Origin of the sequence: Sphaerisporangium rufum (genome assembly GCF_016863395.1) — a bacterium.
Lineage (GTDB): Bacteria > Actinomycetota > Actinomycetes > Streptosporangiales > Streptosporangiaceae > Sphaerisporangium > Sphaerisporangium rufum.
The window spans coordinates 13,372-40,187 of sequence record NZ_BOOU01000052.1 but is presented as its reverse complement, the minus strand read 5'-3'; the positions used below and the strand labels follow the sequence as shown (position 1 = coordinate 40,187).

Annotated in this window: 20 protein-coding genes; 13 read left to right on the top strand and 7 right to left on the bottom strand. The window is 75.4% G+C overall.

All coding sequences use genetic code 11. From position 1 onward, the window contains the following. The first annotated feature begins 87 nt into the window (after positions 1-87). Positions 88-1,167 carry an enolase C-terminal domain-like protein gene (locus tag Sru01_RS18220; protein ID WP_203987440.1) on the top strand — a complete coding sequence of 360 codons (1,080 nt, stop codon included), beginning with the start codon at positions 88-90 and terminating at the stop codon, positions 1,165-1,167. A gap of 151 nt (positions 1,168-1,318) precedes the next feature. Here the strand turns inward: Sru01_RS18220 and Sru01_RS18215 are convergent, their stop codons facing one another. Next, positions 1,319-2,764 (bottom strand): LCP family protein, encoded by a 1,446-nt coding sequence (locus Sru01_RS18215; RefSeq protein WP_203987437.1) that lies wholly within the window; start codon positions 2,762-2,764, stop codon positions 1,319-1,321. Between the two features lie 116 nt (positions 2,765-2,880). Further along, on the bottom strand, positions 2,881-4,377 hold the full coding sequence (locus tag Sru01_RS18210) for an alpha/beta hydrolase family protein (RefSeq protein ID WP_239137528.1): 1,497 nt from the start codon (positions 4,375-4,377) through the stop codon (positions 2,881-2,883). A gap of 204 nt (positions 4,378-4,581) precedes the next feature. Between Sru01_RS18210 and Sru01_RS18205 the strand changes: the two genes are divergently transcribed. From Sru01_RS18205 to Sru01_RS18195, 3 genes are read left to right on the top strand one after another with little or no spacing between them, the layout of a single operon-like run. After that, complete coding sequence (locus Sru01_RS18205; RefSeq protein ID WP_203987434.1) at positions 4,582-5,709, top strand: exonuclease SbcCD subunit D; 1,128 nt, start codon at positions 4,582-4,584, stop codon at positions 5,707-5,709. Next, positions 5,706-5,930 carry a hypothetical protein gene (locus Sru01_RS18200; protein WP_203987384.1) on the top strand — a complete coding sequence of 75 codons (225 nt, stop codon included), beginning with the start codon at positions 5,706-5,708 and terminating at the stop codon, positions 5,928-5,930. The genes Sru01_RS18205 and Sru01_RS18200 overlap by 4 nt, the downstream gene beginning before the upstream one ends. Then, the gene (locus Sru01_RS18195; protein WP_203987381.1) at positions 5,927-10,564 is read left to right on the top strand and encodes an AAA family ATPase; all 4,638 of its coding nucleotides are present in this window, start codon (positions 5,927-5,929) and stop codon (positions 10,562-10,564) included. The genes Sru01_RS18200 and Sru01_RS18195 overlap by 4 nt, the downstream gene beginning before the upstream one ends. Before the next feature lie 18 nt (positions 10,565-10,582). On the opposite strand, the gene Sru01_RS18190 is transcribed toward Sru01_RS18195, so the two are convergent. Then, on the bottom strand, positions 10,583-11,272 hold the full coding sequence (locus Sru01_RS18190) for a M50 family metallopeptidase (protein WP_239137527.1): 690 nt from the start codon (positions 11,270-11,272) through the stop codon (positions 10,583-10,585). A gap of 283 nt (positions 11,273-11,555) precedes the next feature. On the opposite strand from Sru01_RS18190, the gene Sru01_RS18185 reads away from it, so the two are divergent. The 3 genes from Sru01_RS18185 to Sru01_RS18175 all read left to right on the top strand — a co-directional run bounded on the left by Sru01_RS18185 (position 11,556) and on the right by Sru01_RS18175 (position 13,916). Beyond that, positions 11,556-12,080, top strand: coding sequence for a nuclear transport factor 2 family protein (locus Sru01_RS18185; protein WP_203987378.1), 525 nt, complete (start codon positions 11,556-11,558; stop codon positions 12,078-12,080). A 76-nt stretch (positions 12,081-12,156) separates the two neighbouring features. Beyond that, a complete protein-coding gene (locus tag Sru01_RS18180) occupies positions 12,157-13,302 on the top strand; it encodes a magnesium and cobalt transport protein CorA (protein WP_239137526.1) in 1,146 nt (381 codons plus the stop codon). A gap of 44 nt (positions 13,303-13,346) precedes the next feature. Continuing rightward, positions 13,347-13,916 carry a TIGR03086 family metal-binding protein gene (locus Sru01_RS18175; protein WP_203987375.1) on the top strand — a complete coding sequence of 190 codons (570 nt, stop codon included), beginning with the start codon at positions 13,347-13,349 and terminating at the stop codon, positions 13,914-13,916. Positions 13,917-14,071: 155 nt separating this feature from the next. On the opposite strand, the gene Sru01_RS18170 is transcribed toward Sru01_RS18175, so the two are convergent. After that, complete coding sequence (locus Sru01_RS18170) at positions 14,072-16,279, bottom strand: thiamine pyrophosphate-dependent enzyme (protein WP_203987370.1); 2,208 nt, start codon at positions 16,277-16,279, stop codon at positions 14,072-14,074. Between the two features lie 309 nt (positions 16,280-16,588). On the opposite strand from Sru01_RS18170, the gene Sru01_RS18165 reads away from it, so the two are divergent. Further along, positions 16,589-17,530: a hypothetical protein gene (locus tag Sru01_RS18165; RefSeq protein WP_203987367.1), complete on the top strand. Its 942-nt coding sequence runs from the start codon at positions 16,589-16,591 to the stop codon at positions 17,528-17,530. Between the two features lie 243 nt (positions 17,531-17,773). Continuing rightward, complete coding sequence (locus tag Sru01_RS18160) at positions 17,774-18,241, top strand: hypothetical protein (protein ID WP_203987364.1); 468 nt, start codon at positions 17,774-17,776, stop codon at positions 18,239-18,241. A gap of 59 nt (positions 18,242-18,300) precedes the next feature. Here Sru01_RS18160 and Sru01_RS18155 read toward each other — a convergent pair whose 3' ends face one another. From Sru01_RS18155 to Sru01_RS18145, 3 genes are all read right to left on the bottom strand, one after another. After that, complete coding sequence (locus tag Sru01_RS18155) at positions 18,301-19,173, bottom strand: ABC transporter permease (protein ID WP_203987361.1); 873 nt, start codon at positions 19,171-19,173, stop codon at positions 18,301-18,303. Between the two features lie 3 nt (positions 19,174-19,176). Beyond that, positions 19,177-20,160 carry an ATP-binding cassette domain-containing protein gene (locus Sru01_RS18150; protein ID WP_203987346.1) on the bottom strand — a complete coding sequence of 328 codons (984 nt, stop codon included), beginning with the start codon at positions 20,158-20,160 and terminating at the stop codon, positions 19,177-19,179. A gap of 174 nt (positions 20,161-20,334) precedes the next feature. Beyond that, positions 20,335-20,931, bottom strand: a complete 597-nt coding sequence (locus tag Sru01_RS18145) for an SACE_7040 family transcriptional regulator (protein ID WP_203987336.1) — start codon at positions 20,929-20,931, stop codon at positions 20,335-20,337. 93 nt (positions 20,932-21,024) lie between these two features. Here Sru01_RS18145 and Sru01_RS18140 point away from each other — a divergent pair, with 93 nt between their 5' ends. Genes Sru01_RS18140 through Sru01_RS18125 form a run of 4 tightly spaced genes read left to right on the top strand, consistent with a single transcriptional unit; the run spans position 21,025 to position 26,732 of the window. Continuing rightward, entirely contained in the window at positions 21,025-22,599 is a 1,575-nt protein-coding gene (locus tag Sru01_RS18140; protein ID WP_445009383.1) for a carboxyl transferase domain-containing protein, read from the top strand. A 2-nt stretch (positions 22,600-22,601) separates the two neighbouring features. Beyond that, positions 22,602-24,614, top strand: coding sequence for an ATP-binding protein (locus tag Sru01_RS18135; protein WP_203987330.1), 2,013 nt, complete (start codon positions 22,602-22,604; stop codon positions 24,612-24,614). Continuing rightward, a complete protein-coding gene (locus Sru01_RS18130; protein WP_239137525.1) occupies positions 24,611-25,561 on the top strand; it encodes a hydroxymethylglutaryl-CoA lyase in 951 nt (316 codons plus the stop codon). Before Sru01_RS18135 ends, Sru01_RS18130 begins: the two co-directional genes overlap by 4 nt. Before the next feature lie 4 nt (positions 25,562-25,565). Further along, positions 25,566-26,732, top strand: a complete 1,167-nt coding sequence (locus Sru01_RS18125) for an acyl-CoA dehydrogenase family protein (protein WP_203987314.1) — start codon at positions 25,566-25,568, stop codon at positions 26,730-26,732. The last annotated feature ends 84 nt before the right edge of the window (positions 26,733-26,816 follow it).

Sequence of the window (26,816 nt, the reverse complement as noted above, 5' to 3'; positions counted from 1 at the left end):
GTCCGGCCGTCCCGGGGGCGGGTGCCGTTCGGAGTGGTGGCGCGCAGCAGGCACCATGGAGAGGAAGGTGTCCGACGAGGGGGTCCCATGCCGCGCGTCCGTGAGCTCGAGGTCTTCCGGGTGGTTCTGCCCTACGGCAGGCGCCCGGAGAGCATCCTGGTGAAGCTCACCGACTACGGGGGCATGACCGGCTGGGGCGAGGTCGTGCAGCCGCCCGAGCCGCGGCCGGCGGCCCCGGCCGAGCAGAGCGGCGCCGACCGGGGGCATGTCCTTGCCAAGACCTGGGCGAACCTGGAGGAGTCCCTGGCCCCGGCCCTCCTCGGCCTGGACTGGGAGCATCCCGACGAGCTGGGCGCGGTCCCCGGCGGCTCGGCGGCCGACCTGGCCTGCTGGGACCTGTGGGGCCGGATGGCGGGGGTGCCGCTCGCGCACGCGCTGGGCGGCACCCGCACGTCCATCACGGCGACCGTCCGGGTGGCCGCGGAGCGGTCGCTGGAGGCCATGGTGGCGCGGGTCAACCGGCACGTCTGCGCGGGGTACTCGCACGTCACCCTGGACGTGCATCCCGGGTGGGACGTGGAACCGGTGCGCGCCGTCCGCAGGGCCTATCCCGCGCTGGCGCTCGCGGTGGACGCCCGCGGCGCCTACACCTCCACCGCGGAACTGGCGGCCCTGGACGCCTACGGCGTCACCGCGATCGAGCGGCCGTTCGCCGGCCCCGGCGGCGCGGCGGATCTCGACCGGCACGCCGAGCTGCAGCAGCAGGTCGACGCGGTGGTCGCCGTGGAGGTGCATTCGGTGGCCGCGCTGGAGGAGGCGATCGCCGCGCGGGCCGGCTGCGCCCTGCTGCTGCGCCCGGGACGGTTCGGCTCGCTGCGCGCCGCCCGGCTCGCGCACGACCGGGCGGCGGCCGCCGGCTGGGACATCGCCGCGGCGGGCGGGCGCGGCACCGGCCTGGCCCGGGCCGCCACGGTGGCCGTCGCCAGCCTGCCCGGCTGCACGTTGCCGGGCGATGTCACCGAGCCGCCGCGCAACGCGCAGATCGTCACGCCGCCGGTCGGCGCGGCCGGCGGGGTCGTCGCGGTCCCGCTCACCCAGCCCGGCCTCGGCCATCTGGTCGACGAGGACCGGGTCCGCCGGCTGGCCGGCGACTCCTTCCGGATCTGACGGCCGCCGCGCCGCCTTGCCCGGCGTTGCCGCGGCCGGGCGTCCGGCGGGCGCGCTCCACCACGGCCGCCCCGGCCCGCCGCCCGGCGGCGCACAGCAGGTGCACAGCAGGCGCACGGCAGGCGCATGCCGTGTCCGGCCCCGCCTCGGGTCAGCCGGCGCAGATGCCGCGCGGCGTCGCGGTGGCCCGGGGCCGGGCGGCGGACCCCGACGGATCGGCCGTGGGCCGGCCGGGCGCGCTCGCCTCGGCGGTGGACCGGGCGCCGGTGCGGGTGGACTCGCGGATCGCCTTGGCGCTGAGCCGGCGGATCAGGGAGAAGTCCGGGTCGCCGGTGTTGACGAGCGGCGGGACGAACTGCACGCCGCTGATCCGGGCGTCCCGTGCCTTCAGCGCGAGCGGCACCAGCTCCGGCAGCACCGCGCGGGGGACGTCGGTGCGGAACATGCCCTTGGACGCCCGGGCCAGCTCGGTGAACCGGAGCAGCACGGTGGCCGGGTCGGCCTGGTGGAGCAGCGCGTCCATCACGCACCGCTGGCGGCCCATCCGCGTATAGTCGTCGCTGTTGGTGCGCGAGCGGGCGAACCACATCGCGTCCGCGCCGCGCAGCCGCCGGGTGCCCGCCTTGATCAGCCCTTCGTCGTGCTTGCCGAACACGATGTCGGCCGGGACGGTGAGGGTGAGGCCGCCGAGGGCGTCGATCATCCGGGCCAGGCCCCACATGTTGACCAGCGCGTACCAGTCGACCTGCACTCCCAGGGTGTGGCCGATGGTCTCCTTGAGCGTCTGCGGGCCCATGTGTCTGCGCCCGCCGAACAGCTCCGGATGGGTCTCGGCGTACTCCCAGACCGAGAACAGCAGGTCCTCGCGGGAACCGTCCGGGTTGGCGGGCAGCCGGAACCCGCCGGGGAAGGCGCGGCGCATCGGGCTGCCCGGCGGGAAGCGGACCTTCTCCAGGTTGCGCGGCAGGCTGAGCAGCACGGTGTCGCCGGTGCGCACGTCGACGCTGGCCAGATTGATGCTGTCGGTGCGCACGCCGACCCGGTCCGGTTGCCAGTCACCGCCGAGCAGCAGGACGTTGACCCGGGTGCGACCGGCCCACGGGTCGGCCGGGACGGGCGCGCCGGTGGGCGCGGCGGCCACCGTGGCGGGGGCGTCGAAGACGGCGTCCAGCGCCTCCTGTGACACCAGCGCGTACTGGGCGGCCACCGCGAACGGCAGCGCGGCGGCCACCGACAGTGTCCCGGCCAGCACGCCGGACACGACCTGCCCGGCCGGGGGCAGCCGGCCCGGCCGCAGCACCACGTACGAGCGGACCAGCAGCGCGAACCAGGCGACCGCCGCCAGCGCCGCGACGGCGGTCAGCGAGCGCAGCCACACCGGGTCGGCCAGCCGGCCGGCCAGCCGCGCGCCGCCGGCCAGCGCGGTCGCCGCGCCGCCGGCGCACGCGGCGAGGAACCCGCCGGCCAGGACGAACCCGGTGCGGCGGCGCCCGGCACGCAGGTGCGCCGCGCCCGGCAGCACCGCCGACAGGGCCGTCCACCCGATGACCGCCGCCGTCCCGCGCGGTCCGCTCGTCCAAGGCAATGCCGCCCCCATGTATAGATCAAGGAGCGGAACGGTAGCCGGTGCGGTGGACCGCCCGGTTAACGCCTCACCAATACCGCCTTATCCGCAGACATCCGGCGGTCGCCGGGTGCGGCGGGGCCGGCCGGTCACCAGGGGATGCCGAACAGCCCGTAATAGGCGGCGGCCACCAGCAGCAGCGCCGTACCGCCCAGCACGGCCGCCAGCGCGAACCGCTGCCCGCGGGACGGCTGCCAGCCGTCCCGCAGCGCGCCGGCCACCGCCGCGACCGCGGTGACCTCCTGGACCAGCATGAGCATCGCCAGCACCCGGACGACCAGCCACCCGGCCAGCACCGCGGGCCAGGCGCCCGCCTGGTTCACCGAGAACAGCACGATCAGCATGATGAACGCCATCACCGAGGCGAACAGCCCGACCCCGGTCCACACGAGCCGGCGCAGCCGGCGGCGGACGGCCGGCCACCGGTCCGGCCGCCCGGCGGGCAGCAGGTCGCGCCCGCGCAGCCGGGCCACCATCTCGGTCACCGGCACCGCGACGTAACCGACCGCCGCCAGCATCACCGCCAGCCCCAGGAACGCGCCACGGCCGTACCAGGGCGCCTTCGGGACGTCGGCCGTCTCGTAACGCTGCACCGGGGTCGCGCCGGCCACCCGGACCTCCGCCGCCGGCCGCGCCGTGCCGGGCAGGGCGGTGATCCAGTTGGCCATGGTCCGCAGGTACTGCTGGGTGAACGCGCCGCCCTTGATCCGCATGGCGTGGTCGGCGCCCGCGATGAACCGGATCGTGTAGTCGGCGTTACCGGCGTCGGCCAGCGCCGACACCAGGGTGCGGGTGCTCTCCACGAACGGGATGGACGGGTCCGTGGTCCCGTACAGCGCGAGCACCGGCTGCCGCATCCGGCGCAGCGCCGGCACGCCGTCGTAACGCAGGAAGTCGAAGCCCACCCCGCCCATCGCGCGCGTCAGCAGGTCGCGGACGCCGTCCGGCGCGCTGAGCCGCTCCAGCTGCTCGTTCAGCGCCCAGGCCACCTGGCGCACCGGCGTCACGTTCGGGGCGGACACCATCACCATGTAGCGGACGTCCGCGCTGCGCGCCGCCGCGATCGGGGTGACCCAGGTGCCCTCGCTGACGCCCCACAGGCCGGTCCGGGCCGGGTCCACGTCCGCGCGCCGGCGCAGCAGCTCGACCATGTGCAGCGCGTCCTCGGCCAGCAGGGCGAAGTCGCGGTGCCGGAAGTCGTAGCCGGCCGTCCGCTTGTCGTAGGCGAGCGTGATGACGCCGGCCCGGGCCAGCCAGGTCGCCTGGGTGGTGAACTCGCCGCGGTCACCGGAGCCCGACCCCTGGACGAAGACCATCGCCGGATGCCGCCCCGGCGTGCGCGGCGACCGGATCGTCGCGGTGAGCGTCTCGCCGCGGACCGGGACGCGCACCTCCTGCACGGTGACCGCTGCGGGCGTCGCGACCGGGCGGTACTCGGCCGGCGGCTGCGGCGGCAGGGCGGGCAGGGCCGCGCCGCCGACCATCGGCGGCGGGTCGAACGCCGGCGGGGAGATGGCGTAACCCATGGTGGCCAGGATCACCAGCAGGATCCCGGTCGCCAGGCTCACCCGGCTCCGATCGCTCACGCCGCCTCCTCACGAGCGGGGGCAGGTGGCGGGGTGATGCCACCGCGCCCGGGCGCACACCTCCAGGGTGCCTGGCCCGGACCCGCCGGCGCATGGGACGTTCGCCCCGGACCGGCCCTCCGATCATCAGATTAAGTCACACGGGTCGAACGATGGTGCGAGAGGTACCGCATTTGTCGGTGGGACCTGTTAGCTTCCTGCGACATGCGTGTGCTGCACACCTCCGACTGGCATCTCGGCCGGTCGTTCCACCGGGAGAGCCTGATCGGGGCCCAGGCGGCCTTCGTCGATCACCTGGTGGAGACCGTCCGCGCCGAGTCCGTCGACGTGGTGGTCGTGGCGGGCGACGTGTACGACCGGGCGCTGCCCTCGGCCGACGCGGTGGCCCTGTGCGACGAGGCGCTGCGGCGGCTGGCCGCCGCGGGGGCGCGGACCGTGCTGATCAGCGGCAACCACGACTCGCCGCGCCGGCTCGGCTTCGGCGCCGACCTCATCGACGCGGCCGGCGTGCACCTGCGCACCGACCCCGCGCGGGTCGCCGAGCCGGTCGTCATCGGCGAAGTCGCCTTCTACGGCATCCCCTACCTGGAGCCGGAGGTGGTCCGCGGCCCGTGGGAGCTGGCCGAGCGCACCCACACCGCGGCGATCGGGCACGCCATGGGCCGCATCCGCGCCGACCTGGCCGCCCGCGGCGGCCGCTCCGTCGTCCTGGCGCACGCCTTCGTCACCGGCGGCGAGAGCAGCGACAGCGAGCGCGACATCAGCGTCGGCGGCGTCGCCCACGTGCCGCTGGCCGCCTTCGCCGGCGTCGACTACGTGGCCCTCGGCCACCTGCACGGCCGCCAGCGGATGAGCGAGTCGGTCCGCTATTCCGGCTCGCCGATCGCGTACTCGTTCTCCGAGGCCCATCAGGTCAAGGGGTCCTGGCTGGTCGAGTTGCCGCCGGCCGGCCAGGTCACCGCCGGCTTCGTGCCCGCCCCGGTGCCGCGGCCGGTCGGCCGGCTGCGCGGCCGGCTGGCCGACCTGCTGGCCGGCCCCGAGTGGGCCCGGTACGAAGACCACTGGCTGCACGTCACGCTGACCGACCCCGAGCGGCCCAAGGGCGCGATGGAGCGGCTGCGCCGCCGGTTCCCGCACACTCTCGGCCTCGCCTTCGACCCCGAGGGCGGCTCGCCGGTCGCGCCGCGGCCGCCGCGGCTGGCCGGGCGCCCGGAGATCGAGGTGGCCCTCGACTTCGTCCGCGCGGTGCGGGGCGAGCCCGCCGACGAGGCGGAGCGCGCGCTGCTGCGCGAGGCGGTCGAGGCGTGCCGCGCGCAGGAGACCCTGGTATGACCCGAGACGGGGTGCACCGCGACGGCACGACCGCCGGCGAGGTGGTCGCCGGCGGTCTGGCCGGTGCCGGCATGACCGCCGGCTGTGTTGCCCATGACGGTCCGGCCCGTGCCTGTGCGGCCCGCGACGGCGCGATCGGGGCCGCGGCGGCCCTGGACGGTGTGGTCCGGGACGGTGTGGTCCGGGGTCGGGCCGGGGCCGGTGCGGGGGGCGCCCGGTGAGACTCCACCGGCTGCGGCTCACCGCCTTCGGCTCCTTCCCCGGCGAGGAGGAGATCGACTTCGACACGCTCGGCGAGGCCGGCCTGTTCCTGGTGCACGGCCCGACCGGCGCCGGCAAGACCACCGTCCTGGACGCGGTCTGCTACGCCCTCTACGGCCAGGTGCCCGGGCAGCGCAACAGCGCCCGCCGGCTGCGCTGCGACCACGCCCCGCCGGCCCGGGGGCCGCAGGTCATGCTTGAGGTGAGCCTGCGCGGGCGGCGGCTGCGGGTCACCCGGTCACCGGTCTGGCAGCGGCCCAAGCTGCGCGGCGAGGGGCTCGTCGAGGAGAAGGCCAAGGTGCTGCTGGAGGAGCTTCCCCCGGCCGGCGAATGGCGGTTCCTGTCCGGGCGCGCCGACGAGGCCGGCGAGCTGATCGGCGGGTTGCTCGGCATGAACGCCGACCAGTTCTGGCAGGTCGCGATGCTTCCGCAGGGCGACTTCGCCCGCTTTCTGCGCGCCGACGGCGACGAGCGGCGGCGGCTGCTGGAGCGCCTGTTCGCGGTCCGCGTGTTCGGTGACATCGAGCAGTGGCTGGCCGAACACCGCACCCGCACCGGCCAGGAGCGCGGCGATGCCCGGCGGCGGGTCGACTCGGTGGTGGACCACCTGCGCGGTGCCGCCGGCCCGGCACTGCTGGATCGCCTCGGCGCGCCCCCCGCCCCGGACGGCGCGCCTCTCGCCCCGGACGGCGCCTCTCTGGCCTCGGATGGCGTACCCCCTGTCCCGGACGGTGCGTCCCCCGTCCCGTCCCTGGCAGGCGCGCCGCGGATCCCGGGTCCGCGCCCGCCCGCCGACCTTTCCGCCACCGGTGTCCCATCCGGCGGTACGCCTGCCGGTGCCGGTCTGGGCGGGCCCGGCGCGGCCGAGGACCCTGCGGTCCCCGAGTTCCGCGAGCCCCGCGACCTCGGCGAGCTTCGCGAGGTCCCCGATCCGGCGGATGATCCGCTCGGCTGGGCGCGGGCGCTGGTGGCGGTGGCGGAGGAGGCCGTGGCCGCGGGTGCGCAGGTCCGCGCCGCCCGGGCCGGGGTGCTACTGGCCACGCGGACCGCGCTGGAGGCGGGCCGCGAGCTGGCCGACCGGCGCCGCAGGCACGCCGACGCGGTGGCCCGCCGCGACGACCTGGACCGCACCGCCGACGAGCGGTCCGACCTGGAGACCATCCTGGCCGAGGCGGCCCGGACCGAGGGGGTGCTGCCGCTCGCCCGGTACGCCGAGCAGTGCGCGGAGGCGGTGGCCAAGGCCGAAGGGCTCGCGGCCGACGCGCTGGCGCGGGCGCTGCCGTTGCTGCCGCCCGGCGAACGTGACCCCGGGCGGATCGCGGAGCTGGAGCGCGGGCGCCGCGACGAGGTCGCCCGGCTGTCGCAGCTGCTGCCGGAGGTCGCCAGGCTCGCCGTCCTGCACGAGGAGCTGGCCCGGTCCAGCGGCACCCTGGCCCGGCTGACCGCCGAGGAGGCGGCCACCGCCGAGCGGCTGGCGGCGCTGCCCGAGTCGCGCCAGGAGACGGATGACCGGCTGCGGCAGGCCCGGGCGGCGGCCTCCCGGCTGCCCGGTGTCCTGGCCGCGGTGGAGACCGCCCGGGCCGACCTGGCCGCGGTGCGGCACCGCGACCGGCTCGCCACCGAGCTCGCCGCCGTCCGCGACGGGCTGCACCATGCCCTGGCCGCCCTTCCGGCCCCGCTGGCCGCCGCCGTCCTGGGCCGCCGGCCGGCCGGGACGACCGGCGATACGGGCGATCCCGCCGCGGCGGACCCACCGGCGGCGATCCCCGGTGGCGTGGCGGGCGGGGAGCCGGCGGTGCCCGGTGGCGCGGTGGACGAGGGACTGGCGGTCATCTCCGGCGGTGCGGTGGACGGGGGGTCGGCGGCGGTGCCCGGTGGCGCGGTGGACGGGTGGCCGGTGGCGGCGGTGCCCGGTCGTGTGGCGGGCGGGTGGCCGGTGGCGGCGGTGGCCGCCCGGCTGGACGAGCTCGCCGTGGCCGGCGGGCTGCGGGCGGCGGTGCGCGGGCTCCGCGACCGGCTGGCCTCGGCCGAGCGAGCGCACCGCGAGGAGCTGGCCCGGCTGGAGCTGCACCGGGCCGACGAGTCGCGGGCCACCGAGATCCGGGCGCGGCTGGCAGAGCTGGACGACCGGCTCGCCGCGCTGGCCGAGCGCGAGGCGGCGCTGGCCGACGCGCGCGCGGAGCTGCCGGCGTCGGTGGCCGCAGCCGAGGCCGCGCTGGCGGACGCCCGAGCCGCGCAGGCCCGCGTCCCGGCGGCCGAGGCCGCGGTCGAGGCGGCCGAGGCGCGGCGCGAGCAGGCCGAGCAGCGCGACACGCTCACCGCCCGGCTGGCGGAGGCGGAGGCGGAGCGGCGGCTGGCCACCGACGAGGCACAGGAGTTGCGCGACCGCCTCCAGTCGGTCCGCCAGGCCCGGATCGAAGGCATGGCGGCCGAGTTGGCCCGCGGGCTGGTGGCCGGCGAGCCGTGCGCGGTCTGCGGCTCCGCCGAGCATCCGGCGCCGGCGTCCGCCGCGGCGGTCACCTTCACCCGGGACGACGAGGATGCCGCGCAGGCGCTCTCCGACGCCGCTCAGGACGCCAGGCAGCGCGCCGAGGGCCGGGTCGCGGTGCTGTCCGCCCGGCTCGCCGAGGCGGAGGCCGGCGCGGACGGGCTCGCGGTGACCGCCGCGCGGGCCGCGCGTGACGCGGCGGCCGGCGAGCTGGCCCGGCTGCGGGTGACGGCGGACGGCGCCGCCGCGCTGTCGGCGGCGGCCGATCGGCTGCAGCGCGCGCTGGAGGAGGCCGGGAGCGACCTGCGGGACACCGGCGTGGAGCTGGCCGAGCACCGCGCCCAGCGAGCCGGCCTGGCCGAGGAGCTGGCCCGGCTGGACGGCGTGCTGGCGGCCGCCCGCGGCGGCGACGCCGACGTCGCGAGCCGCTGTGACCGGCTCCTGGACGAGGCCGGCCGGCTGGTTCTCGCGGTGCGCGCGGCGGCGGCGACCGACGAGGCCGCCGCCGCGCTCGACCAGGCCCGGGCCGCCGTCCGCCCTCGCCCGATGCCAGGGACGGGCATGCCGGGGCCGGCCGCGGAGACGTCCGAGGCGGGGGAGCCAGGCGCGAAGGTGCCGGCCACCGGGGTCTCGGCCACTGGGGTCTCGGCCACCGGGGTCTCGGCCACCGGGGTCTCGGCCACCGAGGTCCCGGCCGCCGGCGTCTCGGGCGCGGGGGTCTCGGGCGCGGGGGGCCCGGCCGCCGGGATCTCGGGCGCGGAGGCGGCGGGCGCGACGATGCCGGGTGCCGGGCCGGCGCGCCGCGCGGAGCGTGCGGCCGGGCCGCCTGAGGTGCGGTTCGAGGAGGTGACGGTGGCGCTGGCCGGGGCGGAGCGGACGCTGGCCGCGGTCCGGGCGACCGCGGACCGCGAGCCGGAGCTGGCCGAGGCCGCCGCCCGGATCGAGGCCGAACTCGCCGAGCTGGCCGAGCTCGCCGCCGGTCTCGGCGTGCGGATCGCCGCCGAGCGTGCCCACGGGGAAGGGCTGGCCGGGGACGCCGGCCGGCTCGCGGCCCGGCTCGCCGAGGCCCGGGGGGACGACCCGACGCTGCGGGCCCGCCTGGAGCGGCTGGCCGACGAGGCCGACCTGCTGCGCGACGCCGCCGAGTCGCTCCGGCAGGAGCGGGCGGCCGTCGCCGAGCGGGACGCCTCGCGCGGCCGGGCCGAGACCGCGGCCACCGAGGCCGGGTTCTCCGGCCTCGCGGACGCGCGGGCCGCGGCGCGCACCGAGGCGGACCGGGCGGCCATGGCCGCCCGGCTGCGCGAGCTGGACGCCGAGCACGCCGCGGTGTCCCGGCTGCTGGCCGACCCCGAGCTGGCCGCGGCGGCCGCCGCGCCCGCCCCCGACCTCGCCGCCCTCACCGCGGCGTTCGAGACGGCCGAGCGCGCCCACGGGGCGGAGGTCTCGGCCGGTGACCAGGCGGCCGCCCGGCGCGACCGGCTGCGCGCGCTGGCCGGCGAGCTGGCGGACGCCGTCGCCGGCTGGCTCCCCGCCGAGGAACGGCACCGGCTGGCCCGGCGGCTGGCCGAGCTGGTCGTCGGCACCTCACCGGACAACACGCTGGACATGCGGCTGTCGGCGTACGTGCTCGGCGAGCGGCTGCGCCAGGTGGTGGACGCTGCCAACACCCGGCTGGACCACATGTCCGGCGGCCGCTATCTGCTGCAGTACGACATGCGCAAGTCAGCCGCCGACCGCAGGCGCACCGGCGGCGGGCTCGGCCTGCGGGTGCTGGACGGCTGGACCGGGACCGGCCGCGACCCGGCCACGCTGTCCGGTGGCGAGGCGTTCATGACGTCGCTGGCCCTGGCGCTCGCGCTGGCCGACGTGGTCACCGCCGAGGCGGGCGGGGTGGAGCTCGGCACGCTGTTCATCGACGAGGGGTTCGGCACCCTGGACGAGGACACGCTGGACGCCGTGCTGGACATCCTCGACGAGCTGCGGGACGGCGGCCGCGCCGTCGGCATCGTCAGCCACGTGGCCGAGCTGCGCAGCCGGATCCCGGTCCGGATGACGGTGGCCAAGGGCCGGTTCGGCTCCACCCTCACCGTGACCGCCCCGGCGTGACCGCCCCGGCCTGACCGGTCAGTGCGGGAGGGTGATGGGGGCCAGCAGGTAGCCGCCGGTGACCAGCGCGGCCAGCGAGGTGAGCAGGAAGAGGAAGACGAAGACGCCGCCGGGGACGCGGGTCAACCGGGCCAGCTGGTCGGCGTCGGAGTCGCGGGCCCGGCCGTGCCGCCGCTTGGCGCGCAGTTCGAGGATCGGGCGGACACCACCGACGAGCAGGAACCAGGCCGCGGTCTGTGCGGCGACGCCCTGCACGTCGGGCGGCGCGAACCAGGACAGCGCGAAGACGGCGCCGCCGATGGCCAGCAGCGCCACCACACCGAACACGTTGCGGATCATCAGCAGCATGCCGGCCAGCAGCAGCAGGGTCGTCCACAGCAGGATCGTCACGTACCCCGCGGCGGTGAGCCAGGCGGCGCCCACGCCGAGCAGCGAGGGGGCGACGTACCCGGCCGCGGCGGTGAAGATCATGCCCGGTCCGGTGGGGCGTCCCCTGGTCAACGTCACCCCGGAGGTGTCGCTGTGCAGGCGGATGCCCTCCAGCTTGCGCCGGGTGAGCAGGGCGGCCAGCGCGTGCCCGCCCTCGTGCGCGACGGTGATCAGTCCGCGGGACATGTACCAGGAGGTGGGGTGCAGGACGACGAGCAGCGCCACCAGCCCGGCCAGCACCGTGATCCACCAGGGCGGGTCCGGCTGCACGGTGGTCAACCGGGCGAACAGACCGCTGATCGTCTGCAGGGTCCACCTCCTCGGGGAGCGTCAGGAGGCCCGCCCGCCGGACGGCCCGCCGGGGCGGGGCGCCGGCGGGGGAGGGGCGCGTGTACATAGCCTGCCACGCCCGGCACCCTCCCGCGCCCGGCTCGGCCCCGGGCCGGTGCGCGAGTGCCGGGAGCGGCCGGGCGGGCCGGAGAAATGGGAGGGTGAGCTGGATTACGCGAAGTACCGGGGAGATGGGCTCGGTATGGGAGACTGCGCGGCCTAAGCTGGGAGAATGCAAAATCCCGCAACACCGGCGTCACGTGGTGACGCCGCGTCGCACCAGCGGCTGATCGAGGTGTTCTTCGACGCCTTCGCGCGGGGCGACATCGACGCCCTGGGCGGCTGCTACCACCCCGAGATCAGTTTCGGGGACCCGGTCTTCCCCGAGTTGGAGGGCCGGGACCGCGTCATCGGCATGTGGCGCATGCTGGTGGACCGCACCCGAGAGGTCGAGGTGACGGTGCGCGACGTCGCCGCCGACCACTACTCCGGCTCGGCCCGGTGGACGGCCCGGTACATCTACGCGCCGACCGGCCGGCGGGTGCTGAACCAGGTGACGGCGCAGTTCCGGTTCGAGGACGGGCTGATCGTCCGGCACCATGACGACTTCGACCTGCGCCGGTGGTCGCGGATGGCCTTCGGCCGGCCGGCCGGCACCGTGCTCGGCCTGACGGCGGTGGCGCGCCGGCGGATGCGGCGGCGGGCCCGCGGGCGGCTGGAGGAGTATCTGCGCAGCAATTCCCTGATATCCGGTTAAGGTCTGGCAGGAGGCGGAAGTAGGGGAGGCGGCCGGCCGACCGTGGGGCGGCCGCCGCCGACCAGGGAGGTGAGCCGTGCCGGACCGGCGAATGCGCGGGCTGCGCGACCTGATGCGGCCGCCGGCGCGCGGCACCGAGCGGGAGGTCGCGCCGGAGCATTCGATGGATCCCCGGCACGGCGAGAACGGCGCGCCGTCCCGGCCGAGCGTCATCGACAACGCGATCTACGTGGACGGCCGGCGGGTGGACAGCCCGCCGTCGCTGTCCGGCGCGCTCGCCGCGCTGCGGGCCCGGCCGGGCAGCATGGGGTGGATCGGGCTCTACCGCCCGGCGGAGGCCGAGATGCTCCGGGTGGCCGACGAGTTCGGGCTGCACGAGCTGGCGGTGGAGGACGCCATCGTCGCCCACCAGCGGCCCAAGGCCGACCGGTACGGCGAGACGCTGTTCGTGGTGCTGCGCGCCGCCCGCTACCTGGACTCGCCGGAGAAGGTGGAGTTCGGCGAGCTGCACGTCTTCGTCGGGCCCGACTTCGTGCTGACCGTCCGGCACAGCGAGGCGCCCGACCTGGGCAAGGTCCGCCGGCGGATGGAGACCGACCCGGAGCTGCTGCGCCAGGGCCCGCAGGCGGTGCTGTACGCGATCCTGGACGCGGTGGTCGACGGGTACGCGCCGGTGGTGGCCGGCCTGCAGAAGGACATCGACGAGATCGAGGTCCAGGTGTTCGGCGGCGACCCGGCCGCGCCGCGGCGCATCTACGCCCTGTCCCGCGAGGTCATCGAGTTCCAGCGGGCCACCCGCCCGCTGCTGGACATGCTGAACGGCCTGATCGCCGGTTCGCCCAAGTACGGGGTGGACGGCGAGCTGCAGCGTTACCTGCGCGACGTGGCCGACCACGCGATCACAGTGGTGGAGCGGGTGGACAACTTCCGGCAGATGCTGCAGGACATCCTGATCGTCAACTCGACGCTGGTCAGCCAGGCGCAGAACGAGGAGATGAAGAACGTCACCCAGGCCAGCTACGCGCAGAGCGAGGAGGTCAAGCGGATCTCCTCCTGGGCGGCCATCCTGTTCGCGCCCACCCTGGTCGGCACGATCTACGGGATGAACTTCACCCACATGCCCGAGCTGGGCTGGGTGTTCGGCTATCCGTTCGCCGTCGCGCTGATGGCGGCGGTCTGCGGCACCCTGTACCTGGTCTTCAAGCGTCGTGACTGGCTGTGATCGGCGCCACGGGACGGGCGCGCCTTTCGGGGTAGGCCGACGGTATGGAAGATCGCACACTTGAACTGCACGCCATGGCCATGGACGAGTTCGGCCTGCGGGTCTCGATGATCGACGAGGCGCACTGGGACGCCCCGACGCCGTGCGCGGACTGGACCGTACGCGAGCTGGTGAACCATCTGGTGGTCGAGCAGTTGTGGGTGCCGCCGCTGCTGGCCGGGGCGACGGTGTCCGACGTCGGGGACCGGTTCGACGGCGACCGGCTGGGCGGCGACCCGGTGGGCGCCTGGACCGACGCCGCGGCGGCGGCGCAGCGCGCGCTGGCCGAGCCGGGCGCGCTGGACCGGGACGTCCGGCTGTCGTCCGGGACGGTGAAGGCCCGCCGGTACTGCATGGAGATGACGGCCGACCTGGCGGTGCACGCCTGGGACCTGGCCCGCGGCCTGGGCGTGGACGACCGGGTGGACCCGGTGCTGATGGGCGAGGTGCTGGGGTACCTGGCGCCGATGGCGGGCGAGCTGGAGAAGAGCGGGTTGTTCGGCGCGCCGGTCCCGGTGCCGGACGACGCCGACCCGCAGACCCGGACGCTGGCCCTGACCGGCCGCCGCCCCTGAGCGGCCGCCGTCCCTGGCGCCCGCGATCCAGCACCGCCGCCGCTCCTGATGGCCGCGATCCCAGGCGGGCGCGATCATGATCGGGCGCACTCCTGGTCGGCGTCGCCGTTGACCGGTCGTCGCCGCCCGCCGCCGGCCGGGCGGCGGGGCGGCGGTCAGCCGAGCAGCCGGCGGGCCGCCTTCTCGATCTCCGCCTCGGACAGCAGGACGTGCGCGGCGGCGTCGCCGAGCGGGACGAAGCTGTCCCGGGACGTCACCCGGGCCACCGTGCCGGTGAACCCGCTGTCGTTCAGCGCGGCCAGCACGCCCTCCGACACGCCGCCGGAGGCGCGGGTCTCGTCGGCGATCAGCACCCGGCCGGTCAGCTCGGCGGCCTGCAGCAGGTCCTCCACCGGCAGCGGCGCCAGCCAGCGCAGGTCGAGCACCCGGCAGCCGTATCCCTCGGCGGTCAGCCGGATCGCGGCGCGCAGGCTCATCCGCAGGCCGTTGCCGAAGCTGACGATGGTGAGGTCGCGGCCGTCGCCGTAGGCGCGGGCGCGGCCGATCGGCACGTGCGTCTCGGCCCAGCGGGCCGGCGGCACGTAGGGGGCGAGCCACCCGTTGTCGCCGTCGTCCACCAGGTCGCGGGTGTGGTAGAGCGCGATCGGCTCCATGAACACCGACACCGTGCCGTCGGCGCGCGCCGCGGCGACGCAGGTGCGCAGCATCGCGGCGGCGTCGTCCGGCCGGGCCGGGGAGGCGATCACCAGCCCCGGGATGTCGCGCAGCGCGGCGACGGAGTTGTCGTTGTGGAAGTGGCCGCCGAACCCCTGCTGGTAGGCGTAACCGGCCACCCGGACGACCATGGGGTTGCGGTAGGCGCCCTGGGAGAAGAACGGCAGGCTGGCCGCCTCGCCGCGCAGCTGGTCCAGCGCGTTGTGCAGGTAGGCCAGGTACTGGATCTCCGGGATGGGCAGCAGGCCGGCCACTCCGGCGCCGAGCGCCAGCCCGAGCAGGGCCTGCTCGTCGAGCATGGTGTCGAACACCCGCCCGGCGCCGAACCGCTTCAGCAGGCCGCGGGTGACGCCGTACACTCCGCCCTTGCGGCCGACGTCCTCGCCGAAGACCAGCGCCTCGGGGTGCGCGGCCAGGATGTCGGCGAGCGTGCGGTTGATCGCCTGGGCGAGGGTCAGCGGCCCCTGCTGCTCCGGCGGCGCCTCGCCGGGCGGGGTCCGGTCCAGGGAGAAGCGGGCGGCCTCGGCGGCGACCCGTGCGGGCCGGCGCGGCGCGAGCGGCGCCATGACCTCGGCCGCCGACCGCAGCCGGGGTCGCCGGGTGCACTCCAGGGCCAGCTTCAGGACGTGCTCGCGCAGCGTCTCGTACCGGGTGAGGATCTCGTCGGGCGTGGCGAGGCCGCCGTGCACCAGCAGCGCGGCGGTGGCGACCAGCGGGTCGCGGGCCAGGTCGGCGGCGATCTCGCGCGGCGTGCGGTAGGCCGCCTCCACGTCCGAGCCCGCGTGTCCCATCAGCCGGACGGTGCGCAGGTGCAGCAGCGCGGGGGCGCGGCGGGCACGGACGTGCGCCACCGCGCGGGCGGCGGTGTCGTAGGCGCCGGCCAGGTCGCAGCCGTCGGCCTCGAACCGGGGGAGCAGCGGGTGGGCGGCGGCGGCCACCCATCCCGGCGGGGTGCGCACGCTGATGCCGATGCCGTTGTCCTCGCAGACGAACAGCACCGGCAGCGGCAGGCCCTGGTAGGCGGCGTAGGCGGCGGTGTTGAGGCCGGTCAGCGCGGTGGCGTGGTTGGCGGAGGCGTCGCCGAAGCCGCACATCACCACCGACCCGGCCGGCCAGGCCGCATCGACGCCGAGCTTGCGGGCCCGCTCGATGGCGAAGGCGACGCCGGCCGCGCGGGGCAGGTGGCTGGCCACCGTCGAGGTCTGCGGGATGACCGCCAGGTCCGGATGGCCGAAGACCTTGTGCCGGCCGCCGGCGATCGGTTCCTCGGCGGCGGCGGCCAGGCCGAGCAGCACGTCGCGCAGGCCCTCCTCGGCGAGCCGGCCGGCCTGCGCCGACCGGGCGAGGTAGAAGGCGCCGGACCGGTAGTGCGGCAGGGCCGGGTCGGTCGGGCGCAGCGCGGCCGCGACGGCGGCGTTGCCCTCGTGCCCGGCCGAGCCGATCGTGTAGAAGCCCTCACCCTGCTCGCGCAGCCAGCGGGCCGCGACGTCCAGCAGCCGGCTGGCGAGCTGGATCTCGAACAGTTCCCGGCAGCGGGCGCCGGTCAGCGTCGTGTCCGGCCGCACCGGCAGGCCTGGATCGCGCGGCCGGCCGGGGACGAGCGCGGCGACCGACTCGGCGAAGTGCGTCTCGACTGCATCGCGGGCCACAACGCCGATTATGTCGCCACCGCCACGGCCCGTCCCCCTGTTGCGGCAAGTCGGCGGGTCCTGAGACGGCCATCTACTTGACAAAGGTAAATGACAGTTCGTCAGAAATCACAACCACTGGACGTTTCCTGACGTCTTCTTTAATGACATGACGTGGCACCCTCAACGCCGCGTCCAAGCGACGGGAAGGACGGTAAACCCGTGTTCCAACGCTTTAGGGCCGCCGTCGTGGCGATGGCGGTGGGCGCCGGGGCATTCACCCTGGCGGTCGCGCCCGCGACGGCGGCCGGAGCCCTTGATGGTCCCTCAGTGACACCTCCCGAGGTCGACCCACCAGTGGTCGTGGTCGACGACGCGGATGGCACGCGGGTGACCTTCACCTTCGAGGTGGAGGGCGGCGCGACCACCGCCGGGATCACCCTGCGGGGGCCGGACGGTTCCAGGGTGGACGTCGCGGCGGCCAAGACCGGCGAGGAGGGCGGCGAGCAGAAGTGGGCGGGCGCCCGCACCTTCACCCGCGCCGACGCCGCCGGCCGGTGGAAGGTCACCTCCAAGGCGACCAGCGTGGTCGGCACCGCCATCGGTGAGCGGTGGTTCCAGGTCCGGCAGGTGCGCGACACCGACATCCGGGGCTTCAACGCCTCGCCCGAGCCGGTGCGCCGCGGCGGCACGCTGACCCTCGACGGCCGGCTGGTGATCGACGGCTCCGGCGGGTGGCACGCCTACCCGCGGCAGAAGGTGCACATCGCCTTCCGGGCCCGCGGCGCCGCCGGCTACGAGCGCGTCGCGCGTGCCTACACCGACGGCCGCGGGCACTTCACCGCCCGGGTGACGGCCAAGGCCGCCGGCTGGTGGCGGGCCGAGTACGACGGCTCCTCCCGGGCGCACAAGGCGGTCAGCGACAGCGACCAGGTCGACGTGCGCCGCGGCCGGGCCGACAGCCGGATCATCCGGTTCAACGCCTCCCCCGAGCCGGTGAAGTACGGCCGGTACGTCACCGCCCGGGGCGTGCTGCAGGTCCGGGAGCACGGCTCCTGGGCGTCCAACGGGTACGAGAAGGTGGCGCTGTACTTCAAGCGCTCCGGCCGGAGCACCTGGGAGTACGTCAAGACGACCACCACCGGCCGGTCGGGGGCCTTCCTCGCCAAGGTGAAGGCCTGGCACTCCGGCCACTGGCAGGTCCGCTTCGCCGGTGACCGCGCGGCGGGGCCGGCGGCGAGCTACGCCGACCACGTGAAGGTCCGCCGGTGACCGGCGGCTGATCCATCGGGTCCCGGCCTGCCCGGCCGGGACGGGGCGGCGGCGCGCACGACGGCCGCCGCCCTTACCGTTTCCTGGGCCGACCCATGCCCGGCGCGCCGGCTCCCCCCGTGCCCCGGTTGAGATGATCCAGGCAGGCTCGTGATCAGCCGCGCCCCGCGCAGGGCGCCCGGCCACGCCGCGGACGCCGTTCCGGCGGGCCGGATCGACGAGAACTCGGGGGAGATCATGTTGATGCGTACGACCTTGGCCGCCGCGGCCGTCCTGGCCGGGCTGTCGCTGGCCGGACCGGCCGCCGCGGCGGACGCCGCGGGCGGGGGGCACCGGGCGGCGCCGCCGGCGCGCAGCGCGCCGGCCACGAACTGCAGCGCGGAATGGTGCGCCGGCCGCTGGTGCCCGCCGGGCTACCGCTGCGTCTACCGGCCCAAGCAGTGCTTCACCCGGCCGTGCCCGCAGTACGACTGCGTGCGGATCGGCGGCTACCCGCCGTACGGCTATCCCTACGGCTACCCGTACTACCCGCCGTATGGTTACCCGTACTGGCCGTACGGCCAGACCTGGAACCGGCCCGGCCAGCCGCACTATCCGCCGTACTCGCCGACCACGCCCACCGGCCCGGGCCCGCAGACCCCGCCGCCGCCCGGCACGCCGGTCCCGCCCGGCACCCCGCCGCCGCCCGGCCCGGGCAACCCGTACCGGTAACGCGGGCGAAAGAGTGCCCACCGCGGCCGCGCCGGCATCGTCCGGCGCGGCCGCCGCCGTCAGTCCGACCGGCGGAACTGCGCGATGGCGACGCCGAGCAGTGCCACGCCCATCAGCGCCACGATGCCGAGTTCGAGGCCGATCGGCACCCGGTGGCCGAACCAGTGCACCCCCGGGTTGAGCGTCCGGGCGGCCGCCGGGCTGACCGCCAGGTGGGTGAAGACCGCGTGACGCATCGGGTCGACGACGTAGGTGAGCGGGTTGACCTTGGTGAGCGCGCCGAGCCAGCCGGGCAGGCCGGCCAGCGGGAACACCGCGCCGGACAGGAAGATCATCGGCATGATGGCCATCTGCATCACCCCGAAGAACGACTGCATGGTCTTCATCCGGGCGGCCAGGCTGACGCCGAACGCGGTGATGGTGAACGCCGCGAGGAACATCTCGCCGAGCAGGGTCAGCAGCAGTCCCGGCGAATAGGGGACGTGCACCAGGCCGGCCATGGCGAGGATGACGCAGCCCTGCACGGTCGCGACCAGCCCGCCGCCCAGGCACTTGCCGAGCACGATCGACGCCCGGCTCACCGGGGCGACCAGCATCTCGCGAAGGAAGCCGAACTCCCGGTCCCAGACGATCGACCCGGCGGAGAACATCGCGGTCGTGATCACCGTCATCGCGATCACGCCGGGATAGATGAAGGTGCGGAAGTCCACTCCCTGGGCGGGCCCGCGGGCCACCAGGCCGCCGAGGCCGGTGCCGATCACGAACAGCCACAGCACCGGCTGGAACAGCGTGGAGACCAGCCGGGTCCGGTCGTTGGCGAAGCGCAGCAGCTCGCGGTGCAGCACGATCTTGACCGCGCGCAGGTCGTGCCGGACGCCGCGGCCCGGCACGCGGACCCCGGCCACCCCGGGGGCGGTGACACCGGATGCCATCGGCTACCTCCTGGCCATCATCCGGGCCCAGTTCGCCGTGGCGCTCTCGGCCTCGGCGTCCCGGATCGTGGAACCGGTGTACTTCATGAACACGTCGTCGAGTGACGGGCGTGACACGCTCACCGCCCGGATCGGCACGCCGAGCCGGGCGAACAGTGCGGGCACGAACTCCTCGCCGGAGGCGACCGCGAAGGTCACCGCGCCCTCGCGGACCGTGGCGGGCAGGCCGAACCGCTCATGGAGCGCGGCGATGGCCGCGTCGTCGTCGGCGGTGTGGATCTGCACCCGGTCCTCGCCCACCCCGGCCTTCAGCGCCTCGGGGGAGCCGACCACCACGATCTCACCGTGATCGATGATCGCGATGCGGTCGCAATACTCGGCCTCCTCCATGTAGTGGGTGGTCATGAAGATGGTGATGTCCTCGGCGCGGCGCAGCCGGTCGATGTACCCCCAGATCGCCGCCCTGGTCTGCGGGTCCAGCCCGACGGTCGGCTCGTCCAGGAACAGCACGCGCGGGGAGTGCAGCAGGCCGCGGGCGATCTCCAGCCGGCGCTTCATGCCGCCGGAGAAGGTGAGCACCTTGGCGTCCCGGCGGTCCCACAGCGCGACCATCTCCATGACCTCGCGGATCCGGCCCGGCACCGTCGCCTTCGGCACGCCGTACAGCTCGGCGTGGAAGCGGAGGTTCTGCTCGGCCGACAGGTATCCGTCCAGCGTGGGATCCTGGAACACCAGCCCGATGTTGCGCCGGACCTCGTGGCGTTCCCGGACGACGTCGTGGCCGGCCACGGCGGCCGAGCCGCCGGTGGGCCGGACCAGCGTGCACAGCATGCCGATGGTGGTGGTCTTGCCGGCGCCGTTCGGCCCGAGGAACCCGAAGACCTCGCCCTGGCGCACCTCGACGTCGATGCCGCGCACGGCCTCGACCTCACCGTAGTTCTTGCGCAACCCCCGCACCGCGATGGCGGGGACGTCCGCTCCGCTCACGTCGCCTCCTCGGCTCCATCATCTCCTCCGGGCGCCCGCGACCGCCGTCCGGGCGGCCACCGATCACCGGCGCCATCCACAATGAAGATATATCTAGATATTTCTATGAACAATTCCCGCAACAGGAAGGGCCGGCCCGCCGGCGGCGGACCGGCCCCGTGAGGCAGGCGATTGTTAGTCTTGGTTAACCATGGTGGCCAGTGCGGCCCGGGCCATGCCGTGCAGCAGCACGGCCATCGCCTCCCGGGGCAGCTCGCCGGCGCTGTGCGGGGTCGAGTTGAGCAGGCCGAAGACCGCGTGCGTCGCGGCGCGCAGCCGGGGCGGCGGCGCGCCGGGGTACAGCTCGGCCAGCACGGTGACCCACTCCTCCACGTACAGCCGCTGCAGCCGGCGGACCTGCCGGCGGGACGGCTCGGGCACGTTGCCGAGCTCCCGGTCGTGCACGGTGATCAGCGCCGGGTGGTCCAGCGCGAAGTCGATCTGCCCGCGGATCAGCGCGTCCAGCGCCTCCTGCGGTCCGGCCGCCCGGGTGACCCGCTCGTCGCCCGCCGCGCGCAGCCGCTCGCTCACGTCCAGCAGCATCTCGGCGAGCAGGGCCTCCTTGCCGGGGAAGTGCCGGTAGAGCGCCGGGCCGGAGATGCCCACCGCCGCGCCGATCTCCTCGATCGGCGTGCCGTGGAAGCCGCGGGCGGCGAACAGCCCGGCCGCGGCGTCCAAGATGGCCCGCCGGCGCGGGCTCGGCGCGCGGGCAGGACTCCGGACGACCGTCATGAGCGGCAATGGTAGACGAATTCGTTAATGATGACTAACATCGGCAGCGTAGTTAGCGGTCGTTAACCGTGGGAGGTGTGCGCCATGGCCCCGGTGCTCCGGACGGCGGTGAGCCCGGCCGGCGAGGAGTTCAAGCGCAACGCGGAGGTCAACGAGGCGCTGGCCGCGGACCTGCGCGAGCGGCTCGCCGTCGCGGCGCTCGGCGGTCCCGAGCGGTCCCGTGCCCGGCACGTCGAGCGCGGCAAGCTGCTGCCCCGCGACCGGGTCGGCGCGCTGCTCGACCCCGGCTCGCGCTTCCTTGAGCTGTCACCGCTGGCCGCCACCGGCCTGTACGGCGGGGACGCCCCGGCCGCCGGCATCATCACCGGCGTCGGGCGGGTCGCCGGCCGCGAGTGCGTGATCGTGGCCAACGACGCGACGGTCAAGGGCGGCACCTACTACCCGCTCACCGTCAAGAAGCATCTGCGCGCCCAGGAGGTCGCCCTTCACAACCACCTGCCGTGCGTCTACCTGGTCGACTCCGGCGGGGCCTTCCTGCCGCTGCAGGACGAGGTCTTCCCCGACCGCGAGCACTTCGGCCGGATCTTCTACAACCAGGCCACCATGTCCCGGCGTGGCATCCCGCAGATCGCCGCGGTGCTGGGCTCGTGCACCGCGGGCGGCGCCTATGTGCCCGCGATGAGCGACGAGGCGGTCATCGTGCGCGGCCAGGGCACGATCTTTCTGGGCGGTCCGCCGCTGGTGAAGGCCGCCACCGGCGAGGAGGTCACCGCCGAGGAGCTCGGCGGCGGCGACGTGCACGCCCGGGTCAGCGGCGTCACCGACCACCTGGCCGAGGACGACGCGCACGCCCTGGCCATCGTCCGTGACATCGTCGCCACCCTCGCGCCACGCGCCGCCGCCCCCTGGGAGCGCGCCCGGCCGGCCGAGCCGGCGCACGACCCGCGCGACCTGTACGGCATCGTGCCCGCCGACACCCGCACCCCCTACGACGTGCGCGAGGTGATCGGCCGGCTGGTCGACGGCAGCCGGTTCCTGGAGTTCAAGGCCGAGTACGGCCACACGCTGGTCACCGGCTTCGCCCACCTGCACGGCCACCCGGTCGGCATCGTGGCCAACAACGGCATCCTGTTCAGCGAGTCGGCGCTCAAGGGCGCCCACTTCGTCGAGCTGTGCGACCAGCGCCGGATCCCGCTGGTCTTCCTGCAGAACATCAGCGGGTTCATGGTCGGCCGGGCCTACGAGTCCGGCGGCATCGCCAAGCACGGCGCCAAGATGGTCACCGCGGTGTCCTGCGCCCGGGTCCCCAAGTTCACCGTGGTCGTCGGCGGGTCCTTCGGCGCCGGCAACTACGCCATGTCCGGCCGCGCCTACTCGCCCCGCTTCCTGTGGATGTGGCCGAACGCCCGCATCTCGGTCATGGGCGGCGAGCAGGCCGCCAACGTGCTCGCCACCGTGCGCCCGGCCGGCGCCGGCGACGAGGCGGAGTTCAAGCGGGCGATCCGCGAGAGGTACGAGGAGCAGGGCAACCCGTACTACTCCACCGCCCGGCTGTGGGACGACGGTGTGATCGACCCGCTGGACACCCGCACGGTGCTCGGCCTGGCCCTGTCCGCGGCGGCCAACGCGCCGCTCGACCCCGCCGGCTACGGCGTCTTCCGGATGTGATCATGTTCGACACGGTACTTGTCGCCAACCGGGGCGAGATCGCGCTCCGCGTCATCCGCACCCTGCGCCGGCTCGGCGTCCGGTCCGTCGCGGTGTACAGCGACGCCGACGCCGGGGCGCCGCACGTCCGCGCCGCCGACGTGGCGGTCCGGCTGGCCACCGGCTACCTGGACGGCGCGGCCGTCGTGCGGGCCGCCACCGAGACCGGTGCCCGGGCCGTGCACCCGGGTTACGGCTTCCTGGCGGAGAACGCCGGGTTCGCCGAGCTGTGCGCGGCGGCCGGGCTGGTCTTCGTCGGGCCGCCGGCCGGGGCGATCGAGGCGATGGGCGACAAGATCCGGGCCAAGGAGACGGTCGCCGCGGCCGGCGTGCCGGTCGTGCCCGGCGGCGCCGAGCCCGCCGACGACCTGGCCGAGGCCGCCGGGCGGATCGGCTTCCCGGTGCTGCTCAAGCCGGCCGCCGGCGGCGGCGGCAAGGGCATGCTGGTGGTGCGCTCGGCCGGGGAGATGGCCGCCGCGGTGGAATCGGCCCGCCGCACCGCCACCGCGGCGTTCGGCGACGGCACCCTGCTGGTCGAGCGGTTCGTGCCCGACCCCCGGCACATCGAGATCCAGGTCATGGCGGACGCGCACGGCAACGTGATCCATCTCGGCGAGCGCGAGTGCAGCCTGCAGCGCCGGCACCAGAAGATCATCGAGGAGGCGCCGTCCCCGCTGCTGGACGAGGAGACCCGGCGCCGGATGGGCGAGGACGCGGTGCGCGCCGCCCGGTCGGTCGGCTACGTGGGCGCGGGCACCGTCGAGTTCATCGTCTCCGGCGGCCAGGCCGGCCACCCGGCGTACTTCATCGAGATGAACACCCGGCTGCAGGTCGAGCACCCGGTCACCGAGATGGTCACCGGGCTGGACCTGGTGGAGCTGCAGCTGCGGGTGGCGGCCGGCGAGCCGCTGCCCATCGCCCAGGCCGACGTGCGGCTGCGCGGTCACGCCGTGGAGGCCCGCGTCTATGCCGAGGACCCGGCACGCGGGTTCCTGCCCACCGGCGGGCGGGTGCTGGCCTTCGGCCACCCGGCCGGCGGCGACGGGGTGCGGGTGGACGCCGGGGTGGCGGCCGGCGGCGTGGTCGGCAGCGACTACGACCCGATGATCGCCAAGGTGGTCGCCTGGGCCCCGGACCGGCCGGCCGCGCTGCGCCGGCTGGACGCGGCGCTGCGGGCCACCGCCGTGCTCGGCGTGACCACCAACATCGCCTTCCTGCGCGCCCTGCTCGCCGACCCCGACGTGGCCGCCGGCCGGCTCGGCACCGGGCTGATCGACCGGCGGCTGGACGCCCTGCTCGCCGCCGCGCACGGCCCGGTCCCCGACGACGTGCTCGCCGCCGCCGCGCTGGTCATGCAGGACGGCCTGGCCGCCCGGGCCGGCGACGACCCGTGGGACGTGCCGGACGGGTGGCGGATCGGCGAGCCCGCCTGGACCACCTGGCTGCTCGCCGTGCGCGGCGAGAGCGCCGCGGTCGGCGTGCGCGGCACGGCCGGGCGGGCCGAGGTCGCGCTCGGTGACGGGCCGCCGCGCGCCGCCGCGCTGGCCGGCGGCGACGGCGAGGCGCTGGTCACCCTGGACGGCCGGACCACCCGGCTGTACTGCGCGGTGACCGGCGAGACCGTCTGGCTGGGCCGCGACGGCGAGGCGTGGGCGGTGACCCCGCACCGCCCCGGCGACCCCGGCGACCGTCCCGGAGCCGGAACGGCCGGCGACGGCGTGGTGCGCAGCCCGATGCCGGGCACCGTGCTGCTGGTCAAGGTCAACCCGGGCGACCGGGTCACCACCGGCCAGCCGCTGCTGGTCGTGGAGGCCATGAAGATGGAGCACACCGTGACCGCCCCGGTGGACGGCGTGGTCGCCGAGCTGCCGGTGCGGGCCGGCCGGCCGGTCGAGATGGACGAGCCGCTCGCCGTCGTCCGCGCCGACGCCGAGGCCGGCGAGCCCGCCGGGTCCGCCGGAACGGAAGGATCATGATGCGCGCGCCGCAGGAGTTCCCGCTGGACGGGCTGCCGGAGCGGGTGACGATCTACGAGGTCGGCCCGCGCGACGGCCTGCAGAACGAGGCGGCGATCGTTCCGGTGGAGGTCAAGGCCGAGCTGGTGGCCCGGCTGGCCGCCGCTGGGCTCACCACGATCGAGGCGACCAGCTTCGTGCACCCGAAATGGGTGCCGCAGCTGGCCGACGCCGAGGAGCTGCTGGCCACGATGGACCGCGCGCCGGGCGTCCGGTACCCGGTGCTGGTGCCCAACGAGCGCGGCCTGTCCCGGGCGCTGGCCCTGGGCGTCACCGACATCGCGATCTTCGGCAGCGCCACCGAGACCTTCGCCCGGCGCAACCTCAACCGCACGGTCGCCGAGTCGATGGAGATGTTCGCCCCGGTCGTCGCCCGGGCCCGGGACAGCGGGGTGGCGGTCCGCGCCTACCTGTCGATGTGCTTCGGCGACCCCTGGGAGGGGCCGGTGCCGGTCGGCCAGGTGGTCGCGGCCGGCGTGCGGCTGCTCGACCTCGGCTGCCACCGGCTGTCGCTGGGCGACACGATCGGCGTCGGCACCCCCGGGCACGTCACCGCGCTGCTGGCCGCCTTCGCCGCGGCCGGCGTCGGGCCCGAGCGGCTGGCGGTGCACTTCCACGACACCTACGGGCAGGCGCTGGTCAACACCCTGGCCGCGCTGCGCGGCGGGGTGACCGAGGTGGACGCCTCGGCGGGCGGCATCGGCGGGTGCCCCTACGCTCGCAGCGCCACCGGCAACCTGGCCACCGAGGACCTGGTCTGGATGCTGTCCGGTCTCGGCGTGGAGACCGGCGTGGACCTGCCGTCCCTGGCGGCCACCAGCGCCTGGCTGGCCGGGCGGCTCGGCCGTCCGAGCCCGTCCCGGGTCGTCCAGGCCCTGTCCGCGGCAGCTGCCGAAACCAAGGAGTGACATCATGCACCGGCTCGACGACGAGTACGAGGCCCTGCGCAAGACCGTCGAGGAGTTCGCCCGCGACGTGGTCGCCCCGGTGATCGGCGGTTACTACGAGCGCGAGGAGTTCCCCTACGACCTGGTCACCCAGATGGGGCGGATGGGGCTGTTCGGGCTGCCGATCCCCGAGGAGTACGGCGGCATGGGCGGCGACTACTTCGCGCTGTGCCTGGCGCTGGAGGAGCTGGCCCGGGTCGACTCCTCGGTGGCGATCACCCTGGAGGCCGGCGTCTCGCTCGGCGCGATGCCGCTGTACCGGTTCGGCTCGGCCGGGCAGAAGGCCGAGTGGCTGCCGCGGCTGGCGAGCGGCGAGCGGCTCGGCGCCTTCGGCCTCACCGAGCCGGGCGGCGGCTCGGACGTGCCCGGCGGGATGCGCACCACGGCCACCCTGGACGGCGAGGAGTGGGTGATCAACGGATCCAAGGCGTTCATCACCAACTCCGGCACCGACATCACCGGGTTCGTCGCGGTGGCGGCGGTCACCGGGCGGCGGGTCAACGCCGCCGGGCGGGACGTACCGGAGATCAGCACGATCATCGTGCCGGCCGGCACGCCCGGGTTCACCGTCTCGCGGAAGTACTCCAAGGTCGGCTGGTCGGCCTCCGACACCCGCGAGCTGTCGTTCACCGACTGCCGGGTGCCGGCGGCGAACCTCCTCGGCGAGCGCGGGCGCGGCTACGCGCAGTTCCTGCAGACCCTGGACGAGGGGCGGATCGCCATCGCCGCCCTGTCGGTCGGGCTCGCCCAGGGCTGCGTCGACGAGTGCCTGCGGTACGTCAAGGAACGGCAGGCGTTCGGCCGGAAGATCGGCGAATACCAGGCGATCCAGTTCAAGGTCGCCGACATGGAGACGCGCGCGCACACCGCCCGGCTGGCCTACTACCACGCCGCGGAGAAGATGCTCGCGGGCGAGCCCTTCAAGAAGGAGGCGGCCATCGCCAAGCTCGTGTCGTCCAACGCGGCGATGGACAACGCCCGGGACGCCACCCAGATCTTCGGTGGCTACGGCTTCATGAACGAGTTCCCGGTCGGCCGGTTCTACCGGGACGCCAAGATCCTGGAGATCGGCGAGGGCACCAGCGAGGTCCAGCGCATGCTGATCGCCCGCCAGCTGGGCATGCCCGCCTGAGCGCGGGCCGCCCGGCACCGAGCGGCGAGCACCGGCGCTGACCTGCGCTATCGTGAAAAAGCGTGAGGTCGTGCGCCCGGTGGC